The sequence below is a fragment of the Streptomyces lavendulae subsp. lavendulae genome (assembly GCF_002803845.1).
Lineage (GTDB): Bacteria > Actinomycetota > Actinomycetes > Streptomycetales > Streptomycetaceae > Streptomyces > Streptomyces lavendulae.
This window is the reverse complement of record NZ_CP024985.1, coordinates 2296682-2317363: the sequence shown is the minus strand read 5'-3', so window position 1 is coordinate 2317363 and position 20682 is coordinate 2296682. Positions and strand designations below refer to the sequence as shown.

Annotated in this window: 21 protein-coding genes; 8 read left to right on the top strand and 13 right to left on the bottom strand. The window is 76.3% G+C overall.

Annotated elements, in window-relative coordinates; genetic code table 11:
- Positions 1-45 precede the first annotated feature (45 nt).
- From SLAV_RS09730 to SLAV_RS09720, 3 genes are all read right to left on the bottom strand, one after another.
- Positions 46-1149, bottom strand: a complete 1104-nt coding sequence (locus SLAV_RS09730; protein WP_037687869.1) for a TIGR04222 domain-containing membrane protein — start codon at positions 1147-1149, stop codon at positions 46-48.
- Positions 1146-2546 (bottom strand): MbnB/TglH/ChrH family RiPP precursor modification enzyme, encoded by a 1401-nt coding sequence (locus tag SLAV_RS09725; RefSeq protein WP_063760332.1) that lies wholly within the window; start codon positions 2544-2546, stop codon positions 1146-1148. The genes SLAV_RS09730 and SLAV_RS09725 overlap by 4 nt, the downstream gene beginning before the upstream one ends.
- Positions 2547-2735: 189 nt before the next feature.
- Positions 2736-3500, bottom strand: coding sequence for an aminoacyl-tRNA hydrolase (locus SLAV_RS09720; protein ID WP_030234742.1), 765 nt, complete (start codon positions 3498-3500; stop codon positions 2736-2738).
- A gap of 71 nt (positions 3501-3571) precedes the next feature.
- Here SLAV_RS09720 and SLAV_RS09715 point away from each other — a divergent pair, with 71 nt between their 5' ends.
- The 4 genes from SLAV_RS09715 to SLAV_RS09705 are packed head-to-tail and all read left to right on the top strand — an operon-like array spanning position 3572 to position 5975.
- Positions 3572-4246, top strand: coding sequence for an AIM24 family protein (locus SLAV_RS09715; protein WP_030234739.1), 675 nt, complete (start codon positions 3572-3574; stop codon positions 4244-4246).
- Positions 4243-5070: an ABC transporter ATP-binding protein gene (locus SLAV_RS41805; RefSeq protein ID WP_030234736.1), complete on the top strand. Its 828-nt coding sequence runs from the start codon at positions 4243-4245 to the stop codon at positions 5068-5070. Before SLAV_RS09715 ends, SLAV_RS41805 begins: the two co-directional genes overlap by 4 nt.
- Positions 5067-5717 (top strand): hypothetical protein, encoded by a 651-nt coding sequence (locus tag SLAV_RS41800; protein ID WP_030234735.1) that lies wholly within the window; start codon positions 5067-5069, stop codon positions 5715-5717. The genes SLAV_RS41805 and SLAV_RS41800 overlap by 4 nt, the downstream gene beginning before the upstream one ends.
- A 36-nt stretch (positions 5718-5753) precedes the next feature.
- Complete coding sequence (locus SLAV_RS09705; RefSeq protein WP_030234732.1) at positions 5754-5975, top strand: hypothetical protein; 222 nt, start codon at positions 5754-5756, stop codon at positions 5973-5975.
- Between the two features lie 4 nt (positions 5976-5979).
- Here the strand turns inward: SLAV_RS09705 and SLAV_RS09700 are convergent, their stop codons facing one another.
- The 3 genes from SLAV_RS09700 to zapE all read right to left on the bottom strand — a co-directional run bounded on the left by SLAV_RS09700 (position 5980) and on the right by zapE (position 8595).
- A complete protein-coding gene (locus tag SLAV_RS09700; RefSeq protein WP_394298625.1) occupies positions 5980-6777 on the bottom strand; it encodes a polysaccharide deacetylase family protein in 798 nt (265 codons plus the stop codon).
- A 221-nt stretch (positions 6778-6998) separates the two neighbouring features.
- Positions 6999-7424 (bottom strand): OsmC family protein, encoded by a 426-nt coding sequence (locus tag SLAV_RS09695; protein ID WP_030234726.1) that lies wholly within the window; start codon positions 7422-7424, stop codon positions 6999-7001.
- Positions 7425-7485: 61 nt separating this feature from the next.
- On the bottom strand, positions 7486-8595 hold the full coding sequence (gene zapE, locus SLAV_RS09690) for a cell division protein ZapE (RefSeq protein ID WP_030234724.1): 1110 nt from the start codon (positions 8593-8595) through the stop codon (positions 7486-7488).
- Positions 8596-8631: 36 nt separating this feature from the next.
- On the opposite strand from zapE, the gene SLAV_RS09685 reads away from it, so the two are divergent.
- The 4 genes from SLAV_RS09685 to msrB all read left to right on the top strand — a co-directional run bounded on the left by SLAV_RS09685 (position 8632) and on the right by msrB (position 11901).
- The gene (locus SLAV_RS09685) at positions 8632-9417 is read left to right on the top strand and encodes a pyrimidine reductase family protein (protein WP_030234717.1); all 786 of its coding nucleotides are present in this window, start codon (positions 8632-8634) and stop codon (positions 9415-9417) included.
- Between the two features lie 149 nt (positions 9418-9566).
- Positions 9567-10034: an indole-3-glycerol phosphate synthase gene (locus SLAV_RS09680; protein ID WP_078950489.1), complete on the top strand. Its 468-nt coding sequence runs from the start codon at positions 9567-9569 to the stop codon at positions 10032-10034.
- Between the two features lie 50 nt (positions 10035-10084).
- On the top strand, positions 10085-11479 hold the full coding sequence (gene murC, locus SLAV_RS09675) for a UDP-N-acetylmuramate--L-alanine ligase (protein WP_030234711.1): 1395 nt from the start codon (positions 10085-10087) through the stop codon (positions 11477-11479).
- A gap of 14 nt (positions 11480-11493) precedes the next feature.
- Entirely contained in the window at positions 11494-11901 is a 408-nt protein-coding gene (msrB, locus tag SLAV_RS09670; RefSeq protein ID WP_030234708.1) for a peptide-methionine (R)-S-oxide reductase MsrB, read from the top strand.
- A 51-nt stretch (positions 11902-11952) separates the two neighbouring features.
- Here msrB and SLAV_RS09665 read toward each other — a convergent pair whose 3' ends face one another.
- The 7 genes from SLAV_RS09665 to SLAV_RS09635 form a co-directional block, all read right to left on the bottom strand.
- The gene (locus tag SLAV_RS09665; RefSeq protein ID WP_030234706.1) at positions 11953-12861 is read right to left on the bottom strand and encodes an NAD-dependent epimerase/dehydratase family protein; all 909 of its coding nucleotides are present in this window, start codon (positions 12859-12861) and stop codon (positions 11953-11955) included.
- Positions 12858-13958, bottom strand: a complete 1101-nt coding sequence (locus tag SLAV_RS09660) for a cytochrome P450 family protein (protein ID WP_078950487.1) — start codon at positions 13956-13958, stop codon at positions 12858-12860. The genes SLAV_RS09665 and SLAV_RS09660 overlap by 4 nt, the downstream gene beginning before the upstream one ends.
- On the bottom strand, positions 13955-14767 hold the full coding sequence (locus tag SLAV_RS09655) for a glycosyltransferase family 2 protein (RefSeq protein ID WP_078950486.1): 813 nt from the start codon (positions 14765-14767) through the stop codon (positions 13955-13957). Before SLAV_RS09655 ends, SLAV_RS09660 begins: the two co-directional genes overlap by 4 nt.
- Positions 14764-16272 (bottom strand): AMP-binding protein, encoded by a 1509-nt coding sequence (locus SLAV_RS09650; RefSeq protein ID WP_037687854.1) that lies wholly within the window; start codon positions 16270-16272, stop codon positions 14764-14766. The genes SLAV_RS09655 and SLAV_RS09650 overlap by 4 nt, the downstream gene beginning before the upstream one ends.
- The gene (locus tag SLAV_RS09645) at positions 16272-17015 is read right to left on the bottom strand and encodes a glycosyltransferase family 2 protein (protein ID WP_263459225.1); all 744 of its coding nucleotides are present in this window, start codon (positions 17013-17015) and stop codon (positions 16272-16274) included. The genes SLAV_RS09650 and SLAV_RS09645 overlap by 1 nt, the downstream gene beginning before the upstream one ends.
- Positions 17012-18034: a 3-oxoacyl-ACP synthase III family protein gene (locus SLAV_RS09640; RefSeq protein ID WP_030234694.1), complete on the bottom strand. Its 1023-nt coding sequence runs from the start codon at positions 18032-18034 to the stop codon at positions 17012-17014. The genes SLAV_RS09645 and SLAV_RS09640 overlap by 4 nt, the downstream gene beginning before the upstream one ends.
- Before the next feature lie 250 nt (positions 18035-18284).
- The gene (locus SLAV_RS09635) at positions 18285-20498 is read right to left on the bottom strand and encodes a GTPase-associated protein 1-related protein (protein WP_037687853.1); all 2214 of its coding nucleotides are present in this window, start codon (positions 20496-20498) and stop codon (positions 18285-18287) included.
- Positions 20499-20682: the final 184 nt, after the last annotated feature.

Genomic DNA, 20682 nt, shown 5'->3' with positions numbered 1-20682 from the left:
GCGCCCGGGTGTCGCCGCCGCTACCCCCGGTTGCCGTACGCGGGATCAGGAACTGCTGCCACAGCTGGAGCTGCTGCTGCCACAGCTGGAACTGCTGCCGGAACAGCTGGAGCTGCTGCTGCCGCCGCAGCTCGAACTGCTGCCGGAACAGCTCGAACCACTGCTGCCACAGCTCGAACCGCCGCCGCAGCTCGATCCGGAGGACCCTCCGCAGCCGCTGCCCGAGGAACCGCAGCCGCCCGAACCGCCGGAGGAGCCGCCGTCGCCCGCGGCGCACCAGAGCACCGGGAGGACGTCGGCGGAGGACGACGATGACGATGACGACGCCGACGAGGCGTACGACGTGCGCGAGCCGTGCGACCGGGTGGACGTACGGGCCCGCGCCTGGGCCGCGGCCAGCCGCGTGCTCCGGGCGGCGGGCAGCAGCTTCCCCCGCAGGTCCGGATCCCGCAGGCCGCGCAGCCCGAACAGGGCCGTCTGCACGTGCTCCGCCGGGTCACCCGCGTACCGCGCCCGCATCCCGGCCAGCGCCGCCCGGCCCGCCGGGGTGATCCGCCGTCCGGCCCGCTTCGCGCACATGACGCCGACGGCGATCCCGGCCAGCAGCGCGGGCAGCACCTTGAGGATGAACGGCACCTGGGGTGCCGGGTCCAGCGCCCACGCCACGAAGGTCAGCGGCAGCGACACCGGCACCAGCATCCCGCACACCAGGGCCTGGACCATCCCCCAGCGCCGCAGTCCGCGCCCCGTGCCGGGCGGGGCGATCAGCCCGCGGGCCGCCAGCCCGTCCCCGGTCTCCTGGACGGCGGGGTCGAGCATGGCGGCGTAGCGCACCTGGTACAGCCACCCCGAGGGGGCCTGCCGCAGCGCCAGCAGCACGGCGCGCTCCGCCGGGTCGGTGCCCAGCGCCCCGGGCCGCGCCTGGACGATGCCGGGGCCGCCGCCCGCCAGCCGGCCGTCGCCCAGCAGCGAGACGAGCGCGGCGTCGACGACCGTGCCGGGACCGCCCGCCAGGAAAGCGGCCTCCGACAGGTCGTGCAGGGTGGGCGAGGCCCCGGGCACCCGGGGCCGCGCCCGGAACAGGGCGCGCAGCAGCAGCGCGCTGGAGCCGAGGACGGCGGCCCAGACGGCGATGGCGACGGTGTTCACGCGGCTCTCCCCGTCAGGGCGCGGGCCCAGCGCACGAGGCGGCCCGGCGGCCGCGCCCCGGCCCGGTCCCGCCACCAGGCGGTGAGCCGGCGACGGGCGGCCGGGTCGGCGGGCAGGTCCTGGATCAGCAGGTGCTCGGCGAAGTCCAGGGCGTCACGGCGGTACCCGGACGTCATGGGGCGGCGGCGGGCGTAGCCGAGGAAGGCCTCGCGGTAGGGGCCGGGCCCGCCCAGGATCCCCGGCAGCTCGGGCGCCACCTTCGCCACGACCGAGGCCCGCTTGGCGGCCAGGGCCCGGGCCTGGACCCGGATCCGCTGCCGGTCGAAGCCCTCGGGCACCGGGGTACCGGCGACCAGGGCCGACAGCAGGGCCGCCTGCCCGATTCCCACGCGGGTCCGGGCGGCGTCGAGCGCAGCCCCGCCCCGCACCCCGGGCTCTCCGCCCGCCTCTTCCGCGGGGTCCTGCGCGCGGGGAGCGGCTTCCGCATCGGCCCGAACCCCCGCGGCGGGTATGCCCCCCGGGTCGTCAGGAGGCTCCGTACCCGCAGGGGCCACGCGCGCCGGGCCGGTCCCGTCCGCTCCCGTGACCGTCACCACCTCGCGGATCCGGGCCAGTTCGGCGGCCAGTTCCGCCTCCGCCGGGAAGTCGTCGTCCCGCTCCAGCAGGACCCCCGGCGGATCCACCCGCTCCCGCAGCGCCGCCAGTACGTCGAGCACCACCGGCGGCACCGGGTGCGCGTGGGTGTCGTGCCACACGCCGTCCCGCTCCACGCCCCCGGCCACGTGCACGTACGCGAGGGCCTCCAGCGGGATCCCGTCCAGCACCGCCGACGGGTCCTCGCCCCGGTTCACCCGGTTCGTGTGCAGGTTGGCCACGTCGACGAGCAGCCGTACGCCGGTCCGTTCCACCAGCTCCGTCAGGAACCGGGCCTCCGTCAGTTCCTCCCCGGGCCAGGAGACCAGCGCGGCGATGTTCTCCAGCGCCAGCGGCACCGGCAGCGCGTCCTGCGCGATCCGGACGTTCTCGCAGAGCACGTCCAGCGCGTCCCGGGTGCGCGGCACCGGCAGCAGGTGCCCGGCCTCCAGCACGGGGGAGGAGGTGCGTACGAAGGCGATGTGCTCGGTGACCAGGGGCGCCCCCAGGGCCACCGCCCGCTCCCCGAGCGCGGCCAGCTTCGCCGGGTCGGGCCGGTCGGCGCCGCCGAGGCCCAGCGAGACCCCGTGCGGGACGACCCGCACCCCGCGCTCGCGCAGCCGCAGCAACGACTCGGGCAGGTGACCCGGGCAGACGTTCTCGGCGACGACCTCGACCCAGTCGAGGTGTTCGAGCCGTTCCACGGCCTCCGCGATCTCCGGCCGCCAGCCGATGCCCACCCCCAGGCGTGCCATGGGCTTCATGATCCCCTCGCCCCCCTTCCGCCGGCCCCCGCCGGTACTCACCGGCCCGCATCCGTGCCCCGGTCCGTATGACGGTGTGATGGCCCCGACGGCGCGGGGCCAACCGTGAGGAGGGGACGTTCAGAGCAACATTTGAGGTTCCCGGCGTCAGAGCCGGGTGCTCGGAGCCCGGTGCTCAGAGCCGGGTGCTCAGAGCCGGGCCCGCAGCGCCGGGTGGTCCGAGACCACGGTGCAGGAGCCGGGGGCGATCTCGGTGAACCCGGCGTCGCGCACCACCGGCAGCCCGCTCCCGCTGAGGCCGGCCCACCGCTCGCGCGCGGCGGTGCGCACGGCCAGCCGGAAGCCGGACTCCCGCCACGCGTCCCGCTCGGCCCCCGTCAGCTCCCACCAGGCCAGCTGCGCCGCGTGACCGGCCTGGGCCATCGCCTTCCCGGCCGACATGTCCAGGTCCGGGTTCAGCCACAGCACGGGCAGCTCCGCCCCGGCGGGCGCCTGCGGCGGCGCGGTCGCCGGATCGGGGTCGTCCAGGTCGGTGCCCGAAACCTGCAGCTTGGCCAGCTCCTTGGGCCACCCGTCGAGCGGCACCGGCGGGAAGACCCGGACCTCGGCCCGCTCGCCGTGCACCGTGACGCCCGGCAGGGTCCCCGCCTTGCGCCACTCCGCCCCGCGCGCCCTGCGCACCACCTTGCGGATCCGGGCGTCCTGCCAGTCGCGCACGGCCTCGGCCCACTCGCCCTCGCCGTGCGCCCGTTCGTCCGTCAGCAGCACCAGGACCGCGCGGGCCGCCGTCTCCAGCGCGTCGGTCCGGGCCGGCGGATCGGCCTTCTCGATCCGCACGACCAGCGGCAGGACGAACTGCGGCGCCTCGTCGCGTGCCGCGTGCTCCTGCCGGAACGGGCTGTCCGCGCCGACGGCGGGTACCTCTGAGGTCTTGGGTGCGTCCTTCGTGCTCATCCGCCCAAGGATGCCAGCCTCCGCCTTCAGGAGGATGTCCCGGGTGGGTGCTCCGGGCGAGGATCGGGCCCATGCAGAGTGATCTTTTCGCGTCCGAGAACCTGGCCCGACCGGCCACCGCACCGGGCATGACCCTCCAGAACGCCAAGTCCGTCAAGTACGCCGTCAACGGCGAGATGCTGGCCCGTCAGGGCTCGATGGTCGCCTTCCGCGGCGACCTCCGCTTCGAGCGCAAGGGCCAGGGCATAGGCGGCATGCTCAAGCGCGCCGTCACCGGCGAGGGGCTGGCGCTGATGTCCGTACGCGGGCAGGGCGAGGCCTGGTTCGCCCACGAGTCGGGCAACTGCTTCATCATCGACTTCGAGCCGGGCGACGCCTTCACCGTCAACGGGCGCAACGTCCTGTGTTTCGACCCGACGCTGTCCTACGAGATAAAGATGGTCAAGGGCGCCGGGATGACCGGCGGCGGCCTCTTCAACAGCCTCTTCACCGGCACCGGCAAGCTCGCCGTCGTCTGCGACGGGCACCCGATCATCATCCCGGTGACCCCGCAGGCACCGGTGTACGTGGACACCGACGCGGTCGTCGGCTGGAGCGCCGCGCTGGACACCGGGCTGCACCGCTCCCAGTCGGTCGGCTCGATGATCCGCGGCGGCTCCGGCGAGGCCGTCCAGCTCAGGCTGAGCGGCGAGGGGTTCGTCGTCGTGCGGCCGAGCGAGGTCACCGAATCGGCGGCGGGCCACTGAAACTCACCGGGGTCGGCCGCCGCTACGGACGGCGGCGGCCCTGGGTGCTGCGCGGGGTCGGCCTGGAACTCCCGCCCGGGGCCCTGGTCCGGATCGAGGGCGGCAACGGCGGCGGCAAGTCCACGCTGCTGCGGATCCTCGCCGGGATCGACACCCCGACGGAGGGCCGCGTCGCGGGCCGCCCGCGCCGTACCGCCTACGTTCCCGAACGCTTCCCGGCGGCCCTGCCCCTGACGGCCGGTTCCTACCTGACCCACCTGGGCCGGGTGCACGGTCTGACGGGCGCGGAGGCGGCCCGCCGGGCAGCCGCGGGGCTGGAGCGGTTCGGCGCCGCCGCGTACGCCCGCACCCCGCTGTCCGAACTGTCGAAGGGGACCAGCCAGAAGGTGGCCGTCGCCCAGGCGCTGCTCGCCGGGCCGGGACTGCTCGTCCTCGACGAGGCGTGGACCGGGCTGGACGCCCCGGCCCGCGCCGAGCTGGACCGGGCCGTCACCGAACGCACCGCGGACGGAGGCACGGTGGTCTTCGTCGACCACGACCCGGCGCGCCTCGCGGGCCGACCGGACGCCCACCACCGGATCGAGGCCGGAGCCCTGGTGCCGGTCGCCGCCGCCGTCCCGGCCGGGGCGGCGCGCCCGGCGTCCGTCCGCGTCCACGCCGTCGGGCCGCCCGGCGCCACCCCGCCCCTCGGCCTCGCTGCCACGCCCGCCCCCGGCGGCGGGGTCCTGCTGACCGTCGACGCCGACCGCTCCGACGCCGTCCTGCGCGAGCTGCTCACGGCCCGGCCGCCCTGGCACATCCGCGCCGTGGAGGAACTGCGATGACCGCCCTGCTGCGCTACCAGGCCGCGCTGCTGCTGCGCTCTCAGCGCTGGATCGCCCCGCTCGTCGTCTACGCCGGCTTCGTGGCCGTCGGCATCCGGCCCGGGGACCGCGCCCTGGACTCCCTCGGCTACGCCGCCGCCGGGCTGGTCCCGCAGACGGCCTGGCTGGTCCGGATCTGCGTGGGCGCCGAACCCCCGGCGGCCCGTGCCTGCGCCGCCGCCGCGGCGGGACCGGCCCGGGTGCACGCGGCGGCCCTGCTGACCGCCCTGGGCGGCGCGCTCACGGCCGGCGCGGCGGGCGCCTGCTTCGCCCTGCTGTGCGGCGGCCCCGGCGGGAAGCCCCCCGCCGCCACCGCCGCCGCCGGGGTGGTCGCCGTCCTGGTGTGCGCCCTGACGGGGGCGGCCGTCGGCGCGCTGTGCAGCCGCCCGCTGGTCCGGGGGCGCGGACTCGCGGTCCTCGCGGGCGGCCTCGGCTCCCTGCTGGCCTGGGTGGCGGCGTTCTCCCCGGCCCGCAGCGCGGTGTCCGCCCTGGTCGGGGCCGCCCGCACCGATGGCGTACCGCTCCCGCTGGGTTCCCTGGCCGCGGCGGCGCTCCTCGCCGCGGCGGCGGGCACGGCAGCCTGCCTCCTGAGCGCACGGCGGGAGTAGCCCGCCCCTCGGCTCCCGCCGCGTACGCTCGTGGACATGGACCAGCCGCAGCGGGACCGGCCGCAGCAGGATCAGCCCCAGCAGGACCCTTCGTACTGCCCCGCGCCCGCCGCGCCCGCCGCGCGGGTGCCCGGGCCGCCGTACGCCGACTGCCTGGAGTGCGGCCGGCCCACCGAGTACGGGGTCGCGACCCCGGGCGTGGTGCTGTGCCCGGTGTGCGAATGGCAGGACGCGCAGCGCACCGCCTGCTCCGGCTGAACCGTCACTTCCCCATCAGCTCGGACACCTTCACGAAGCGGTACCCGCGCTTGCGCAGCTCCGGGACGATCTTCCGCACGGCCTCCTCGGTGACGGGGGCCGCGCTGCGGGTGCAGTGCATGACCACGACCGAGCCGGGCTTGACCCCGGCCAGGACGTCCTCGGCCACCGCGTCGGGGTCCTTCGCGAAGGCGTCGCCGCTGACCACGTCCCACTGGACGGCGGTCACCTTGGCGGGTGCCAGGGCCCGCAGCGCCCGGTCGTCGTAGCAGCCCCCGGGGAAGCGGAAGTAGGGCACCGTGTTGACCGCGCCCGCCTTCCTGAACGCCGCGAAGGCCTGCTCCACGTCCGACCGGGCGGCGTCGCCGTCGAGCGTGGGGAGGCCGTAGCAGGGGGACTTGAAGGCGTGGTGGCTGTACGAGTGGTTGGCGATCTCGAAGTTGGGGTCGGTGCCGATGGACTTCGCCTGGTCCGGGTACTCCTCGGCCCAGCGGCCCGTCATGAAGACCGTCGAGGGGACCTGGAGCCGGCGGAGGGTGGAGATCAGCTCCGGGTTGTCGAAGCGCTCCCCGGAGGCGGCCCGCGGCCCCTGGTCCGAGGTCATGTCGGCGTCGAAGGTGAGGGCCACGGTCTTGTCGGCGCGCTGGCGCGTGCGCTCGAAGACGGGCGTCAGGCCGTTCGGTCCGGGGGCCAGGGTCGGAGCCCGGCCCGGGGCGCCGGGCAGCGGCGACGCGGACGCGGATGCGGATGCGGAGGGGGAAGCGGGCGCGGCCGTCGGGCCGGACGCCGCGTGGGTGCCCATGCGGGCCTGGCCGCCGTCCTGCGGCGTGCCGGCGCCGCCCCCACATCCCGCGAGGGCGGCACTGAGCGCGGCCACGGCCGCCACTTTGCGTACAGAAAGGGTCACGTACGCAAAATATATGACTATGTGCCAATCATACGTTTACGGCACTCGTGAACGTCGGAGTCGCCGCCACCGGGCCCCCGTGGGGACGGCCCGGGGGCCCGGATGGCGGGCGGGGATCAGACGAGCTCGGCGCTCAGGGTGATCGTGGTGCCGGCCAGGGCCTGGCTGACCGGGCAGTTCTTCTTGGCGTCCTCGGCGGCGGCGGCGAAGCCCTCGGCGTCCAGACCGGGCACCTCGGCGCGCACGGTCAGGTGGATGCCGGTGATGCCCTCACCGGGCTGGAAGGTGACGTCGGCCTTGGTCTCCACCCGGGTGGGAGGGGTACCGGCGCCGTCGAGGCCGTGCGAGAGCGCCATCGAGTAGCAGCTGGAGTGCGCGGCGGCGATCAGCTCTTCCGGGCTGGTCTTGCCGTTGGCGGCCTCGGCGCGCGAGGGCCAGGAGACCTCGAACGAGCCCCGGCCCGAGGAGTCGAGGGAGACGGTGCCGGCACCCTTGAGCAGGTTGCCTTCCCAGACGGTGTGGGACGTGCGCGTGGTGGCCATGGTGGATCCCTTCGAAGGTATGGAAACGGCCGGGCCGCCAGAGCGCCCGGCCGTGCCAAACCTACTGCGACACCAGGGGTTTCGCGTCGCGGGCGAGCGCGGTGAGCCGCGATATGGCTCGGAAGTACTTCTTCCGATAACCGCCGTTGAGCATTTCTTCACTGAACAGCCGGTCGAAGGGCACCCCGGAGGCCAGGACCGGCACCTCGCGGTCGTACAGCCGGTCGGCGAGCACCACCAGGCGCAGTGCCGTCGACTGGTCCGGGACCGGGCCGACGTCGGTCAGGCAGACGGCCGCTATTCCGTCGGTGAGGGCCCCGTACCGGCTCGGGTGGACCTTCGCCAGGTGCTCCAGCAGTCCCGGGAAGTCGTCGAGGCTCGCGCCCGGGGTCCCGTACGCGGCCTTCGCCACCTGCTCGTCGGTGAACGGCGCGGGGGCCTCGGGCAGGCCGCGGTGGCGGTAGTCCTGGCCGTCGATCCGCAGGGGCCGGAAGTGCGCCGACAGCCCCTGGATCTCGCGCAGGAAGTCGGCGGCGGCGAAGCGGCCCTCGCCGAGCTTGCCGGGCAGGGTGTTGGACGTGGCGGCCAGCGCCACGCCCTGCTCGACCAGCCGGCTCAGCAGGGAGGAGACGAGCACCGTGTCGCCCGGGTCGTCCAGCTCGAACTCGTCGATGCACAACAGCCGGTGCCCGCCCAGGGTCTGCACGGTCTGCTGGAAGCCGAGCGCGCCGACCAGGTTGGTGAGCTCCACGAAGGTGCCGAAGGCCTTGAGTGCGGGCTCGGCCGGGGTGGCGTGCCAGAGGGAGGCGAGCAGGTGGGTCTTGCCGACGCCGTAGCCGCCGTCGAGGTAGACCCCGCGGGGACCCGCGGCCGGGGCGGCGGGCTTCTTCGAGAACCAGCGCCGCTTGCCCGCGCCGGTGGCGTGGGCCCCGCCCAGGCCGGCGGCGAAGCCGCTGAGGACGGTGACGGCCTCGGCCTGGCTCGGCTGGGCCGGGTCCGGGTCGTAGGTCTCGAAGCGCACCGAGTCGAAGCGCGGGGGCGGCACCATCTCGGCCACCAGCCGTTCGGCGGGCACCCGCGGCTCGCGGGCGCAGAGGGCCAGCGGCCCCGCGTCGGCTATCGGGGGCTGCCCGGAAGGGGCAGATCCGGAGGTCGAGAGTGAAGTTGACACAGCCCTTAACTCTACGCGGCGTGTCAGACTGCACCGATGCGACGCCTGCTCCCTGTGACCGATCAGACATCCGCCCCGTCCTCCCCGGACCCGGCCGACCGCGAGTGGTCGCTGGACGAGCTCGCGGACGCCTACGCCTATCCGGAGCTCGCCCCGGGCGGGCACTGGCTGCGGGCGAACATGGTCTCCACGCTGGACGGGGCCGCCCAGCACGACGGGCGCTCGCAGCCGATCTCCGGCGAGACCGACATGCGGATCTTCGGCACCCTGCGGGCCCTGGCCGATGTGGTGGTCGTCGGCGCGGAAACGGTTCGCCAGGAGGGATACCGCCCGGCCCGCGCCCGGGAGGCCTTCGCGGCCCGCCGCCTGGCCGCCGGCCAGGGCCCCGCCCCGGCCATCGCCGTGGTCACCGCGAGCCTGGACCTGGACTTCACCCTGCCCCTGTTCACCTCCCCCCTGGTGCCCACCCTGGTGGTCACCGGGGCCGCCGCCCCCGCCGACCGGGTGGCCGCGGCCACCGCCGCCGGGGCCGAGGTGGTCGTGGCGGGCGAGGGGGCGGGCGCGGACCCCGCACGGGCCGTACGGGAGCTGGCCGCGCGCGGGCTGCGCCGCCAGCTGACCGAGGGCGGGCCCCGGCTGCTGGGGCAGTTCGTGGCCGCCGACGCGCTGGACGAGCTGTGCCTGACGATCTCCCCGACCCTCACGGCGGGGGGTGCCCAGCGGATCGCCGGCGGGCCCTCCGTCACGGTTCCGCACCGGCTCGCGCCCGCCGTCGTACTGGAAGAGGCCGGGTTCCTGTTCACGAGCTACCGTCGGATCTGAACAAGGGGCGGAATTTGTCGTTCCGCTTAGCTTCCGCTGGGCACATACCTGGGCACATATATCTGCGCAAGGCCCCGCGCGACTGCGGGGCAGGATGGTTTCCGCAGGGGCCGGCCGACCGGCCCCGGCCCATGAAGGAGAGGGCGTCCGTGTTCACGAGCGTATTGATGATCGAGCAGCCGCTGACCACGGTGGACGTGGACTTCGTCACCACCCTGCACGGAGACGACCAGGTCTCCTTCGTCGTCCTCATGCAACCCAGGGGAGACCAGGACCGACTGCTCCGCGCCATCGACGACGTAGCGCTCGGCGAGCTTCCCGAAGCCCTCCACGAAGGCGAGGAGCCCGAGGGCGAGGCCGCCCGGGGCCCCGCCGCGCAGGCCCTCGAACACTCCCTCGCGTCCCTGCGCAGGAAGGGCGCCACGGCCGTCGGACAGATCATCGAGAACCACCCCCTCGACCACCTCAAGAGCGTCGTCGACGAGACGTCCGCCGACGAGGTGATCGTCCTGACCGCCCCGCACTTCGTCGAGGAGTTCTTCCACCGGGACTGGGCCTCCCGGGCGCGGCACAAGGTCGGGGTTCCGGTGCTCAAGCTCTTCGCCCACAACGAATAGGCTGGGGCGGCACAGCCCCACCGCACCCCCTCGATCCTGGAGCGACCTGAATGAAGCCCGGCCTGCCGACCGCGATGGAACGGCCCCACTTCATCGGCATCGGCGGCGCCGGCATGTCCGGCATCGCGAAGATCCTCGCGCAGCGCGGCGCGCAGGTGGCCGGCAGCGACTCCCGTGACTCCGAGACCGCCGGGGCGCTGCGCGCCCACGGCGCCACGGTCCACATCGGGCACGCCGCCGGCCACCTCGCCGACGACACCACCTGCGTGGTCGTCTCCAGCGCCATCCGCTCCGACAACCCGGAGCTGGCCCGCGCCGCCGAGCTGGGCATCCCCGTCGTGCACCGCTCGGACGCCCTCGCCTCGCTGATGGACGGCCTGCGCCCCATCGCCGTCGCCGGCACGCACGGCAAGACCACCACCACCTCGATGCTGGCGGTCTCCCTCTCGGCGCTGGGCCTGGACCCCTCCTACGCCATCGGCGGCGACCTGGACGCCCCCGGCTCCAACGCCCACCACGGCGAGGGCGACATCTTCGTGGCCGAGGCGGACGAGAGCGACCGCAGCTTCCACAAGTACGCGCCCGAGGTCGCGATCATCCTCAACGCGGAGCTCGACCACCACGCGAACTACGCGTCGATGGAGGAGATCTACGCGTCCTTCGAGACCTTCGTCTCCAAGATCGTCCCCGGTGGCACCCTGGTCGTCGCCCACGCCCAGGAGGGCGCCGCCGAGATCGCCCGTCGCGTCGCGGGCACGCAGGGCCTCACCGTCGTCACGTACGGCGAGGAGGAGGGCGCCGACGTCCGCATCACCAAGATCACCCCGCGCGGCCTGACCAGCGAGGTCACCGTCCTGCTCCAGGACCGGATGCTCACCTTCACCGTCTCGGTGCCCGGCCGCCACTACGCGCACAACGCCGTCGCGGCCCTCGCCGCCGGCGTCGCCCTCGGCATCCCCGCGCACAACCTGGCCTCCGCCCTCGGCAAGTACACCGGCGTCAAGCGCCGCCTCCAGCTCAAGGGCGAGGCGGCCGGCGTACAGGTCATCGACTCCTACGCGCACCACCCGACCGAGATGAACGCCGACCTGGAGGCCATCCGAGGCGCCGCCGGGGACTCCCGGATCCTGGTCGTCTTCCAGCCCCACCTCTTCTCCCGCACCCAGGAACTGGGCAAGGAGATGGGCCAGGCCCTCGCGCTGGCCGACGCCTCCCTGGTCCTCGACATCTACCCGGCCCGCGAGGACCCGATCCCCGGCGTCACCAGCGAGATCATCATCGCCGCGGCCCGCGCCACCGGCGCCGACGTCACCGCCGAGCACTCCAAGGAGGCCGTCGCCGACGTGATCGCGGGAATGGCCAAGCCCGGTGATCTCGTTCTGACCATGGGCGCGGGCGACGTCACCGATCTGGGACCCCGGATCCTCGCCCGGCTGTCGAGCTGAGGAGCGGGAACGTCATGGCGTACGAGGTCCAGAAGACGGACGAGCAGTGGCAGGCCGAGCTGACCCCGTCCGAGTACCAGGTGCTGCGCCTCGCGGGCACCGAACCGGCCTTCCGCGGTGAGTACACCGACACCAAGACGGAGGGCGTCTACTCCTGCCGCGGCTGCGGCGCCGAACTCTTCCGCTCCACGGAGAAGTTCGACTCGCACTGCGGCTGGCCCTCCTTCTTCGACCCGAAGGACAGCGAGGCCGTCGAGCTGATCGCCGACACCTCGCACGGCATGGTCCGCACCGAGGTCCGCTGCGCGACCTGCGGCTCCCACCTGGGACACGTCTTCGACGGCGAGGGCTACCCGACCCCCACCGACCAGCGGTACTGCATCAACAGCATCTCCCTGAAGCTCACCCCGACCGAGGGCTGAGCCCCGGCTCCGCCCGCCCCCGGCCGCACGCGCACCCGGGGGGCGGGCGGTTCAGCCGGAGAGGGCCGTGAGGTGGTCCGCCAGGGTGCGGGCCGGGGACCAGCCCCGGGCGAGGGCCCTGGTCAGGTCCAGCACCACCGGCTGGGACAGCTGGTCCACCGCGTAGCGGCTCAGGGCCGGCTCGGAACCGGTCAGCCGGGACACCGCCTCCGCCGCCCCGGCCGCCGTCCGGGCCAGCGGGAGCGGCAGGTGCCGGATCCGGGCCCGCACCCCGTGGGCCCGCAGCACCGCGCCGACGGCCGCGTCCCGGCCGTACGGCCGCGCGTCCGCCACGTTGTAGGCGCCCGGAGGCCAGCCGGCCGCCGCCAGGCAGGCGTCCGCCAGGTTCTCCACCGCCGTCAGGCTCAGCCGCACGTCCGGACCCGGCAGCAGCAGCGTCCCCGCCCGGACCCGGGACAGCAGCCGGGGCAGCAGCTGGGTGTCGCCCGGCCCGTACACCGCCCTCGGCCGCAGCACCACCGCACCCCCGGCCAGGGCCAGCGCCTCACCCGCCGCCTTGGTCCGGCCGTAGGCGTTCAGCTGGCCCCGGCGCGGATGGTCCTCGGCGACCAGCCCCCGCCCCCGGCGCGGGTCGTACACGCTGGCGCTGCTCACCCACACCACCGGCCGCCCCGCCGCCGCCCGCAGCAGCCGCGCCGTGCCGTCCACGTTCACCGCCCGCATCACGGCCTCCGCACGGGAACCCGGCGCGGGGTCGCCGACGGCAGCCGCGCAGTGCACCACGACATCGGCCCCGGCCAGGTCCGGCTCCGTACGCGCCGCGTCCCAGAACCGGTGTTCCCCCACCGGCCCCGGCCGCCGCCCCACGCACACCACCGAAGCCCCGGCGGCGGCCGCCGCCCGGGCCACCCAGCCGCCGCAGAAACCGCTCGCCCCCGTCACCGCCACGCGCGGCCTCACGCGCCCGCCCCCACCGTCAGCGAACGCCACCCCGGCAACGCCGCCCGCCGGTCCACCCGGGCCCCGGTCACCACCGGCCGGTACGGGGCCAGCGCCTCCAGTACGTCACCCAGCAGCACCTCCGCCAGCCGGGCCCCGGGACAGGCGTGCGGCCCCGCCCCGAACACCAGCCGCGCCACGCCCGGCCCCGCCGGATCCCGCCCGTCCGGGTCCCGTAGGTGCGCCCCCGCCGCGTGCCGGGCCACCAGGACCAGACGGTCCCCGGCCCGCACCGGGCAGCCCCCGACCGTCCCCGCCGCCGCCGCGACCCGGGGCAGCACCGGCGAGGCCGCCGTCACCCGCAGCAGCTCCTCCACCAGCCGCGGCCGCAGCTCCGCGTCGGCCGCCTGCTCCCACAGCCCCGCGTCCGCGCACCAGGCGACCGCCCGCGGCAGCGCCGCCACCGTGGTGTTCACCGCCGCCACCGCCACCATCGCGGGCAGCGCATCCTCCCCGCCCCCCAGCAGCAGCCGCAGCCGATCCGCCGCCCGGGCCGCCTCCGCCCGCGCCCCGGGCCGCTTCGGACCCGGCAGATGGCCGCGCACCGAGGCCGCCGCGGCCCGTGCGGCGGCCTCCGCGAGCACCCGCGGATCGCCCCGCACCTCCAGCAGCCCGCACACCACCGACCCGGCCAGCTCCCGTGCCAGCTCCACCACGTCCACCTCGCCGCCCCGCGACAGCGGCGCGAGCCCCCGTACCAGCGAGGGCCCCCACTCCCGGCGCAGCCGCGCCACCCCGGCCGTCCCCAGCCGCTCCGCGAGGGCCCGCCGGTCCGCCCGGTGCCCGCCGCCCTCCTGGTCGAACAGCACGCCCCCGGCCCCGCCGCCCAGCGCCGAGCGCGCGGCGCCGCCCGTGGTCCCGGCCGCCGTCCGGTCCAGCGGCAGCCGGGTCAGCGCCTCCCGGTACGCCTCCTCGCCGTGCACCAGCAGCGTCCCGCCGAGCCGGCGCACTGCCCGCCCGCGCGTGGCCGCGAGCAGCCCGAACAGCAGGGGATGGCCGCGCAGGTAGACCCTGCGGTCCCGGCGCCGGGCCTTCGCGCGGTCGTTCACAGCACTCACCGGACGTGGACCTCTTCCGTGTCGACGGGCCGGTATCGCCGGTCCCAGTACCAGAGCAGGGTGCGCCGGGCACCCCAGGAACGCAGCCGTCGCAGGCTGCTCCGCACCACCAGGTGCCGGGCGCGCACCATGCGCCCGCTGTGCTCGCGCGCCCGGTTGAGCAGGGTGACGTCCTCCGACCCCTCCTCCAGCCGCTCCCGCGGGGTCCCGCCGCAGCGCACGTACAGCGCGGCGGTGATGCCGAGGTTGTGGCCGTGGCACAGCACGTACGGGGCCCGGAACCGGGGACCGCGGTGCGCGGCCCGGTAGCGCCCGTACAGCGCGGACAGCCGGACCAGCGCGGGCAGCAGCCGCGCCTCGGCGAAGGTGGGCCGCTCGTCGGGGCGCGGGACGCTCCGCCCGCACAGCAGCTCGGCGCCGCGCCCGAACTCCGACCGGGCCACGGCCGTCCAGTCCCGGGCCGGCAGACAGTCCGCGTCCGTACGCAGCAACAGGCGCGCCCCGGCCCGTACGGCGTACCGGAATCCGGTGTCGGCGGCGGTCCCGGCCCCCGGCTCGGGCTCGTGCACCAGCTCGACGGGGAAGGGCGCCGAACGCGCGAACTCCCGTACCACCTCGGCCGTCGCGTCGGTGGAGGCGTTGTCCACGACCACCAGCGCGAACGCCGTGTCCTCCTGCGCGGCGAGCGCGGCCAGCGTGCCCGGCAGCGAAGCGGCCTCGTTGTAGGCGGGGACCACCACCCACAGGTCGGGCGCGCCCGGTTCCCGGACCCCGGCCGCGGGCCCGCCCCGCCCCTGCGCCGTGCTCATGCCGGGCCCCCGTGCCCCGCCGCGAGGAGCCCCGCCGCCAGCGCCGACGCCGCCGCCCGGTCCGGCTTGCGCGAGCGCCCCGACAGCGGGATCCGTGCGAACAGCAGCGCGTCCGGCCGGGCCGTGCCCATCCGGCGCAGCGGGTCCGACAGCGCGGCCCGCAGCGCCGGTTCGGGGACTCCGCGCTGCGGCTGCACCACCGCCACCAGCCGCTCGTCCCCGTCGCCCGCCGGGACGCCGACGAGCACGCCCAGCTCGACCCCGGGCACGTGCAGCCCCGGCTCGTACAGGCCCGGGTAGATGTTCTCCGCCCTGCGCAGCACCATGTCCTTGCAGCGGCCCTCCAGCACGATCCGGCCCGCTCCGTCCAGCCGCGCCCGGTCACCCGTGCGCACCCACGGATCGGGCTCCTCCCCGAGGTAGCGGTCCCGGGCCGCGGGCCCGGCCAGCAGCAGCTGCCCGTCCCCGTCCACCGCCGCCCGCACCCCGGGCAGCGGGGCGCCGACCAGGTCCCCCGGCCCGGTGAAGGCCGCCTTCTCCCGGGACTCCACCGCGGCCGCCGGGAACAGTTCGGTCAACGCGTACACCCCCCACGCCTGGTCCGCGCCCGCCGCCCGGACCCGGTCCAGCAGTGCGGCGCTCGCCGGAGCCGACCCCGTCCACACCCGGCCGCCGAACCGGGCGCCCGCCCCCAGCGCGTCCCTCAGCTGAGGCGGGGTCAGATAGGTGTCGCGGGGCCGCAGCCGGCGCAGCTGGCGGGCCAGCACGGCGGGGGAGCGGGCCGGCAGGGCGACCGGCGCCCCGCGCGTCAGGGAGGGCACCAGCACGAAGAAGGTGCCCCCCAGCACCGGCTCCGCGTCGTGCCCGCCGGACGCCGGGCCCGCCGTGAACAGCGAGGCCACCGTGTCCATCCCGGCGGCCAGCCCGGCCCGGCTGTGCACCACGGCCCGGGGGCGCGAGGTGGTCCCCGAGGTGAAGACGATCACCGCGTCGGCGGCGTCGGTGCCCCCGTACACCGGCACGCCGGTGCGCGGCGCTCCCGTCCCCAGCGCGGGCGCGCAGCCCGGCAGCCGGGGGCCGACCGTGGCCACCGGCCCCAGCCCGGCCAGCTCCGGCAGTTCCAGCCGGGCCCGCCGGGCCGGCGTCCGGGCCCATCCGGCGACCGCCTGCGCGGCGGCGTCGGCGAGCACCAGCGCGGGCCGGGCCAGCGCCAGCCGGGCCCGCAGCACCTCCGCCCCGGCCCCGGGGTCCAGCACGGCGCCGCGCAGCCCCAGCCGCCACAGCGCGAGCAGCACCGCCAGCGCACGCGGCCCCGGCCGCACCGCCACCCCCACGGTGTCCCCGGGCCGCAGCCCGCGCGCGTGCAGGGCGGCGGCGTACGCCTGCGCCAGCTCGGCGAGCTCACCGCGGGTGGCGCGCACCCGGGTGGCCCCCGTACGGGTCGCGGACAGCACGGCGGGCCGCTCGGGCCGGGCGCGCAGCGCGTGTTCCAGTCGGTCCAGCATCAGCGCGGGTCCGTTCCGTGCGTGCCGCTGCCCTGGTCCAGGTACCAGCGGGCGGTCCCGGCGAGCCCGTACGCCCGCAGTCGGCGCGTCGAGTTCTCCACGACCATCCCCCGGCAGCGGGTGATCCGGTCCGTGTGGCGGCGCACCGCGTTCAGGAACAGCCGGTCCGTCGGCGAGGGCCGCCGGGGCATCCCGCCGACCGCCAGGTACAGCTCCGCGGTGATGGCCATGTTGTTCCCCGCGTGCATCCGGTACGGGGCCTTGAACCCGCCCCGCCGGGAGTGCTGCGGCCGCAGCCGCCCGAACAGCGCGGCCACCGCCACCAGACCCGCGAAACCGGCCCGCCCCAGCGGCCCGTGCTCGTCACGGCGCGCGGTGACCCGCCCGCACACCAGACCCGGACGCTCCAGCAGCGCCGCCCGCGCGGCACCCGTCCAGCCCGGCCGGGGCAGGCAGTCGGCGTCCGTCCGGGCCAGCAGGGCCGCCCCGCGCGCGATCGCGTACCGGAACCCGGTGTCCACGGCCGAACCGACCCCCTTCTCCGGCTCCTCGATCACCTCCACCGGGAACGGCGCCCGCCGCGCGAACTCCCGCGCGATCGCGGCCGTACCGTCCGTGGAGGCGTTGTCGACCACCAGCAGGGTGAACTCCCGGTCCCGCTGCGCCGCCAGCGCCGCCAGCGTCGAGGCCAGCCGCGCCTCCTCCTCGTACGCGGGCACCACCACCCACATCGGCGCGCTCACGACTTCTCCCAGACCATCGTCATGATGCTGACGCCGCCCCCCAGGCCCACGAACAGCACCCGCTCCCCGGCTCCGAGCCCGCCGAAGACCCGGTCCAGCTGCACCCCGATGCTCGCGCTGGCCACGTTGCCCAGTTCCGGCACCGTCACCACCAGCTTCTCGCCGGGCACCCCGGTCAGCTCCGCGAACCGCTCCAGGTACGGCACCGTCACCTGGTGCACCAGCACCTTCGCGAAGCCGTCCCAGTCCAGCCCCGTCCGGTGCAGCGTGCGGTCGATGACCGCGGTGCCCACCTTCTCGAAGACCCCGCGCAGCTCCCGCCCGTCCCCCCGGAAGTACGTGTACGCGTCCCCGCGCGGGTGCCGCGACCCGCCGCCCGGGATGCCCCCGACCTCCCAGTGCTCCGAGTGCGTCTCGGTGTCCACGTCCAGGATCCCGCCGCGCTCCACCGCCTCCACCACGACGGCCGCCCCCGCGTCGCCGAAGGTGTACCCGGCGAACCCGCTGCGGAACTCGGCGAAGTCGGCCGGGTCGGTGCGCACCGCGCGGCTCGGGGTCTCCCCGGTGACCACCAGCGCCCGGCGGGCCCGCCCCGCCAGGACCATGCTCCGGGCGAGGTCGATGCCGTTGACGAAGCTGTTGCAGGCGTTGGTGACGTCCACGGCGTGCGCCCGCGACCCGAGCGCGGCCTGCACGATGTGCGCGGTGGCCGGCTCGACCATGTCCCGCGAAGCCGAGGCGAAGACCAGCAGGTCCACGTCGAGCGGGGTGAGTCCCGCGGAGTCCAGCGCCCGGCGGGCCGCGCCCACCGCGAGCGTCGAGGCGAACACCCCCTCGGCCGCGATCCGCCGCGTCCGGATCCCGGTCGCCCGCTCCAGCGTCCGGGGCGGGAGCGCGATGCCGCTGCGCCGGGTCACCTCCCGCTGGAGGTCGTCGGAGGACAGGACGTCCTCGGGCAACAGGGCGCCGACGGCGGTTATCCCGGCGCGCGGCCGCGGGTCAGGCTGCTGAATGAACATGCCCTCACGATGACGGGCCGGACCGGCCCCGGCCTGAGTACGGATGCTCAAGTACGCGGGGGTGCGCGCTGAGTAGGACGCCCGCCCTCCGCCCCGGCGGCAGAAAACCGGCAGGACCCCTTCGGCCACCGGTGGTCCCTGTGGCGCCTCGCCACCGGGGAGTTCCTCCCCGCCCTGTTCAAGGTGCCCGCCCGGCTGTGGCGCCGGGGCCGGGGCCGGGCGCTGCGGCGCTGGCGGCTGAGGCGCGCCGTCACCGGGCCGGGCGGCGCCCGAACAGCCCCCGCAGCCGGGCCCCCGGCCCCGGCCGCAGCCAGGCCCGGAACTCCTCCGCCCGGCTGCGGCCGAGCCGGGCCAGCTCCCGCTCGGCCTCCGCGAGGTGCTCGGGCGGCAGTTCCCGTACGACCGGCCGGAGCACCTCCTCCAGCAGATCGGTACGGGCCTCCCGCCACAGCGGACCGGCCTGCGGGTGGGCGGACCAGACGGCGAAGCAGTCCGCGAGGTAGCGCGGCGAACTCCGCAGCCGCTCCGTCACCTCCTCGCCCCGCGCGGCCTCCCGATAGGCGGCCAGCAACGCGGCGTCCTCCCTCTCGAACAACACCCGCAGGGCCCCCTCCCCCCACCCCTCACCCAGCAGCCCCACGGCAACCCCGACAACTCCGCCGCCCACCCCATCCCCACCTGCCCGCGCCCCGACCCCGACCTCGGGCGCCGCCCCGGGCGTGGGTCCAGTCTCGGTCCCGGGCGCCGCTCCGGTACCCGATGTCGCCCTTGTGCCGGTGCGCGCTGGTCCCTGTTCGTCGGGGGCTTCCGCTTCCGCCGACTGCGTGGGGGTGGCGGGCGGGGGCTGCCGTACGGGGGCCGCCTGCGCCGGGGCGCCGGGTTCCGCCCGGTCGTCGGCCGGGGCCGGTGGGGCGCCGGGTTCCGCCCGGTCGTCGGCCGGGGTCGTCGTCGGGGCGAACAGTTCCCAGGTGCCCGCCTCCCGGTGGACCGCCGCCCCCATGGTGGCCAGGACCAGCCCGGCCTCGTCCGGGGCCGGCCGCCGCCCGCCCCACACCAGCCGTACCGCGGTCCGCAGGACCAGTGGCTCCGCGTACGGGGAGACCCCGCAGACCCGCAGCAGCGCGTCCAGTGCCACGGCCCCGTCCGGGGCCTCCCGTACGACCGCCTCCGCCGCCGCGCACATCCGCAGGTGCGGCAGGGCCTCCGCCGCCCCCAGCCGCAGCCCCGTCCGCGCGAACAGCGCGAGCCCGGCGGCCGGATCGCCCGCCGCGAGCGCGTCCAGCCGGTCGAGCACGAGGGCCCGCAGCACCGGCAGCTCGTCGAGCCCGGCCCGCGTCTGCGCCCCGTAGGCCCGGCCCGGATCGCCGAACAGCGCGAACGCCACCCTGCGCGCCACCTCGGGCAGCTCCCCGGTGGTGTCCGTCCCCTGCCGCGCGGCCTCCCGCAAGAGCCCGGCCAGCGCCTCCGGTTCCCGGTCGGGGTCGGTGAGCGCCACCCGCAGCCGGTCGGGCGCCGGGTCCGGGTGCGCGGCCGTCCACGCCCCGGCCGCGGCCCGGCCCGCCGCGTCCAGCGCGATCCCGGCCCCGAGCGCGAGCGCGGCCAGCGGGCCGGCCTCGTACGGCCCCCCGGGCAGCAGCCGTACCTCCGCGAACAGTTCCGGCCGCCGCGCCAGCCAGATCCGCGCCGCCGTCGACGCCCACACGTCGAAGACGTCCCCACCGGTCCCGGCCCCGGGCGCGGCCCCGCGCCCCGGCTCGTAGATCCGGCACCCCTCTTCCAGGGTGGCCAGGGCGGCGGCCGTCCGTTCCCCGGGCAGGACGCCGACGAGGCCCTGCGGGGCGAGTCCCGGCCGGGCGGTGTACGTGGTGAAGGTCAGCCACTGCCCGCGCTGGTGCGGCAGCACGCTGCAGGCGAGCATGACCCAGCGGGCCACGGCCGCGCTGTCCGGCTCCACCAGCACGATCCGCGGCGCGCCCGGCTCCTCCACGAGCCGCCGCACATCGGCGAAGAACGGCGCCAGCCACGCTTCCCGCGCGGCCACGAACTCCGCCAGCGCGGCCGGGTCGTGCCGCCCGGGGACGGGCACCGCGCCGAGCGGCGGCGGAGGGCCGCCGGGCGGGGTCCGCGACGCCCACTGCGGCGAGCCCCAGGAGGTGATCGGCAGGGCCCCGCGGACCGGGCCGGAACCGGCCCGCTGCGGCAGGTGCACGGCGTGCGCGTGGAAGCCCGTCCCGTCGCCGCCGGTGTACGCCGCACGGGCCAGCAGCCGGCTGCCGTCGGAGAGCAGGCTCAGGCTCAGCGCCTGCGGAACCTCCCCGCCCGGTTCCGGCGCCTCGTACGCCACGAGCCGTTCCGCCTCGCGCAACAGCGCGCCCGGCACGCCGTCGGTGACCGCCGTGAAGCGGAACCCGGAACCCTCGGGTCCGGGCGGGGCCCAGGCGTAGTGGAGCTGCGGAAGGTTCACGCGCCCGCCCCCGCCCGGACCGGGTGCCTACCCGAAATCGCCGACTCCCGTGACGACTCCCCTGACTCCCGGGTCTGTTGCGCGGCCCGTGGTTCCCCGTACCGTGCCGACGACGCGGCGCACGGCGGAGCGGCGGAACGGCCGTACTCGGTCCCCGCCATACGCTCTGCGCCCCCCGTGCAGT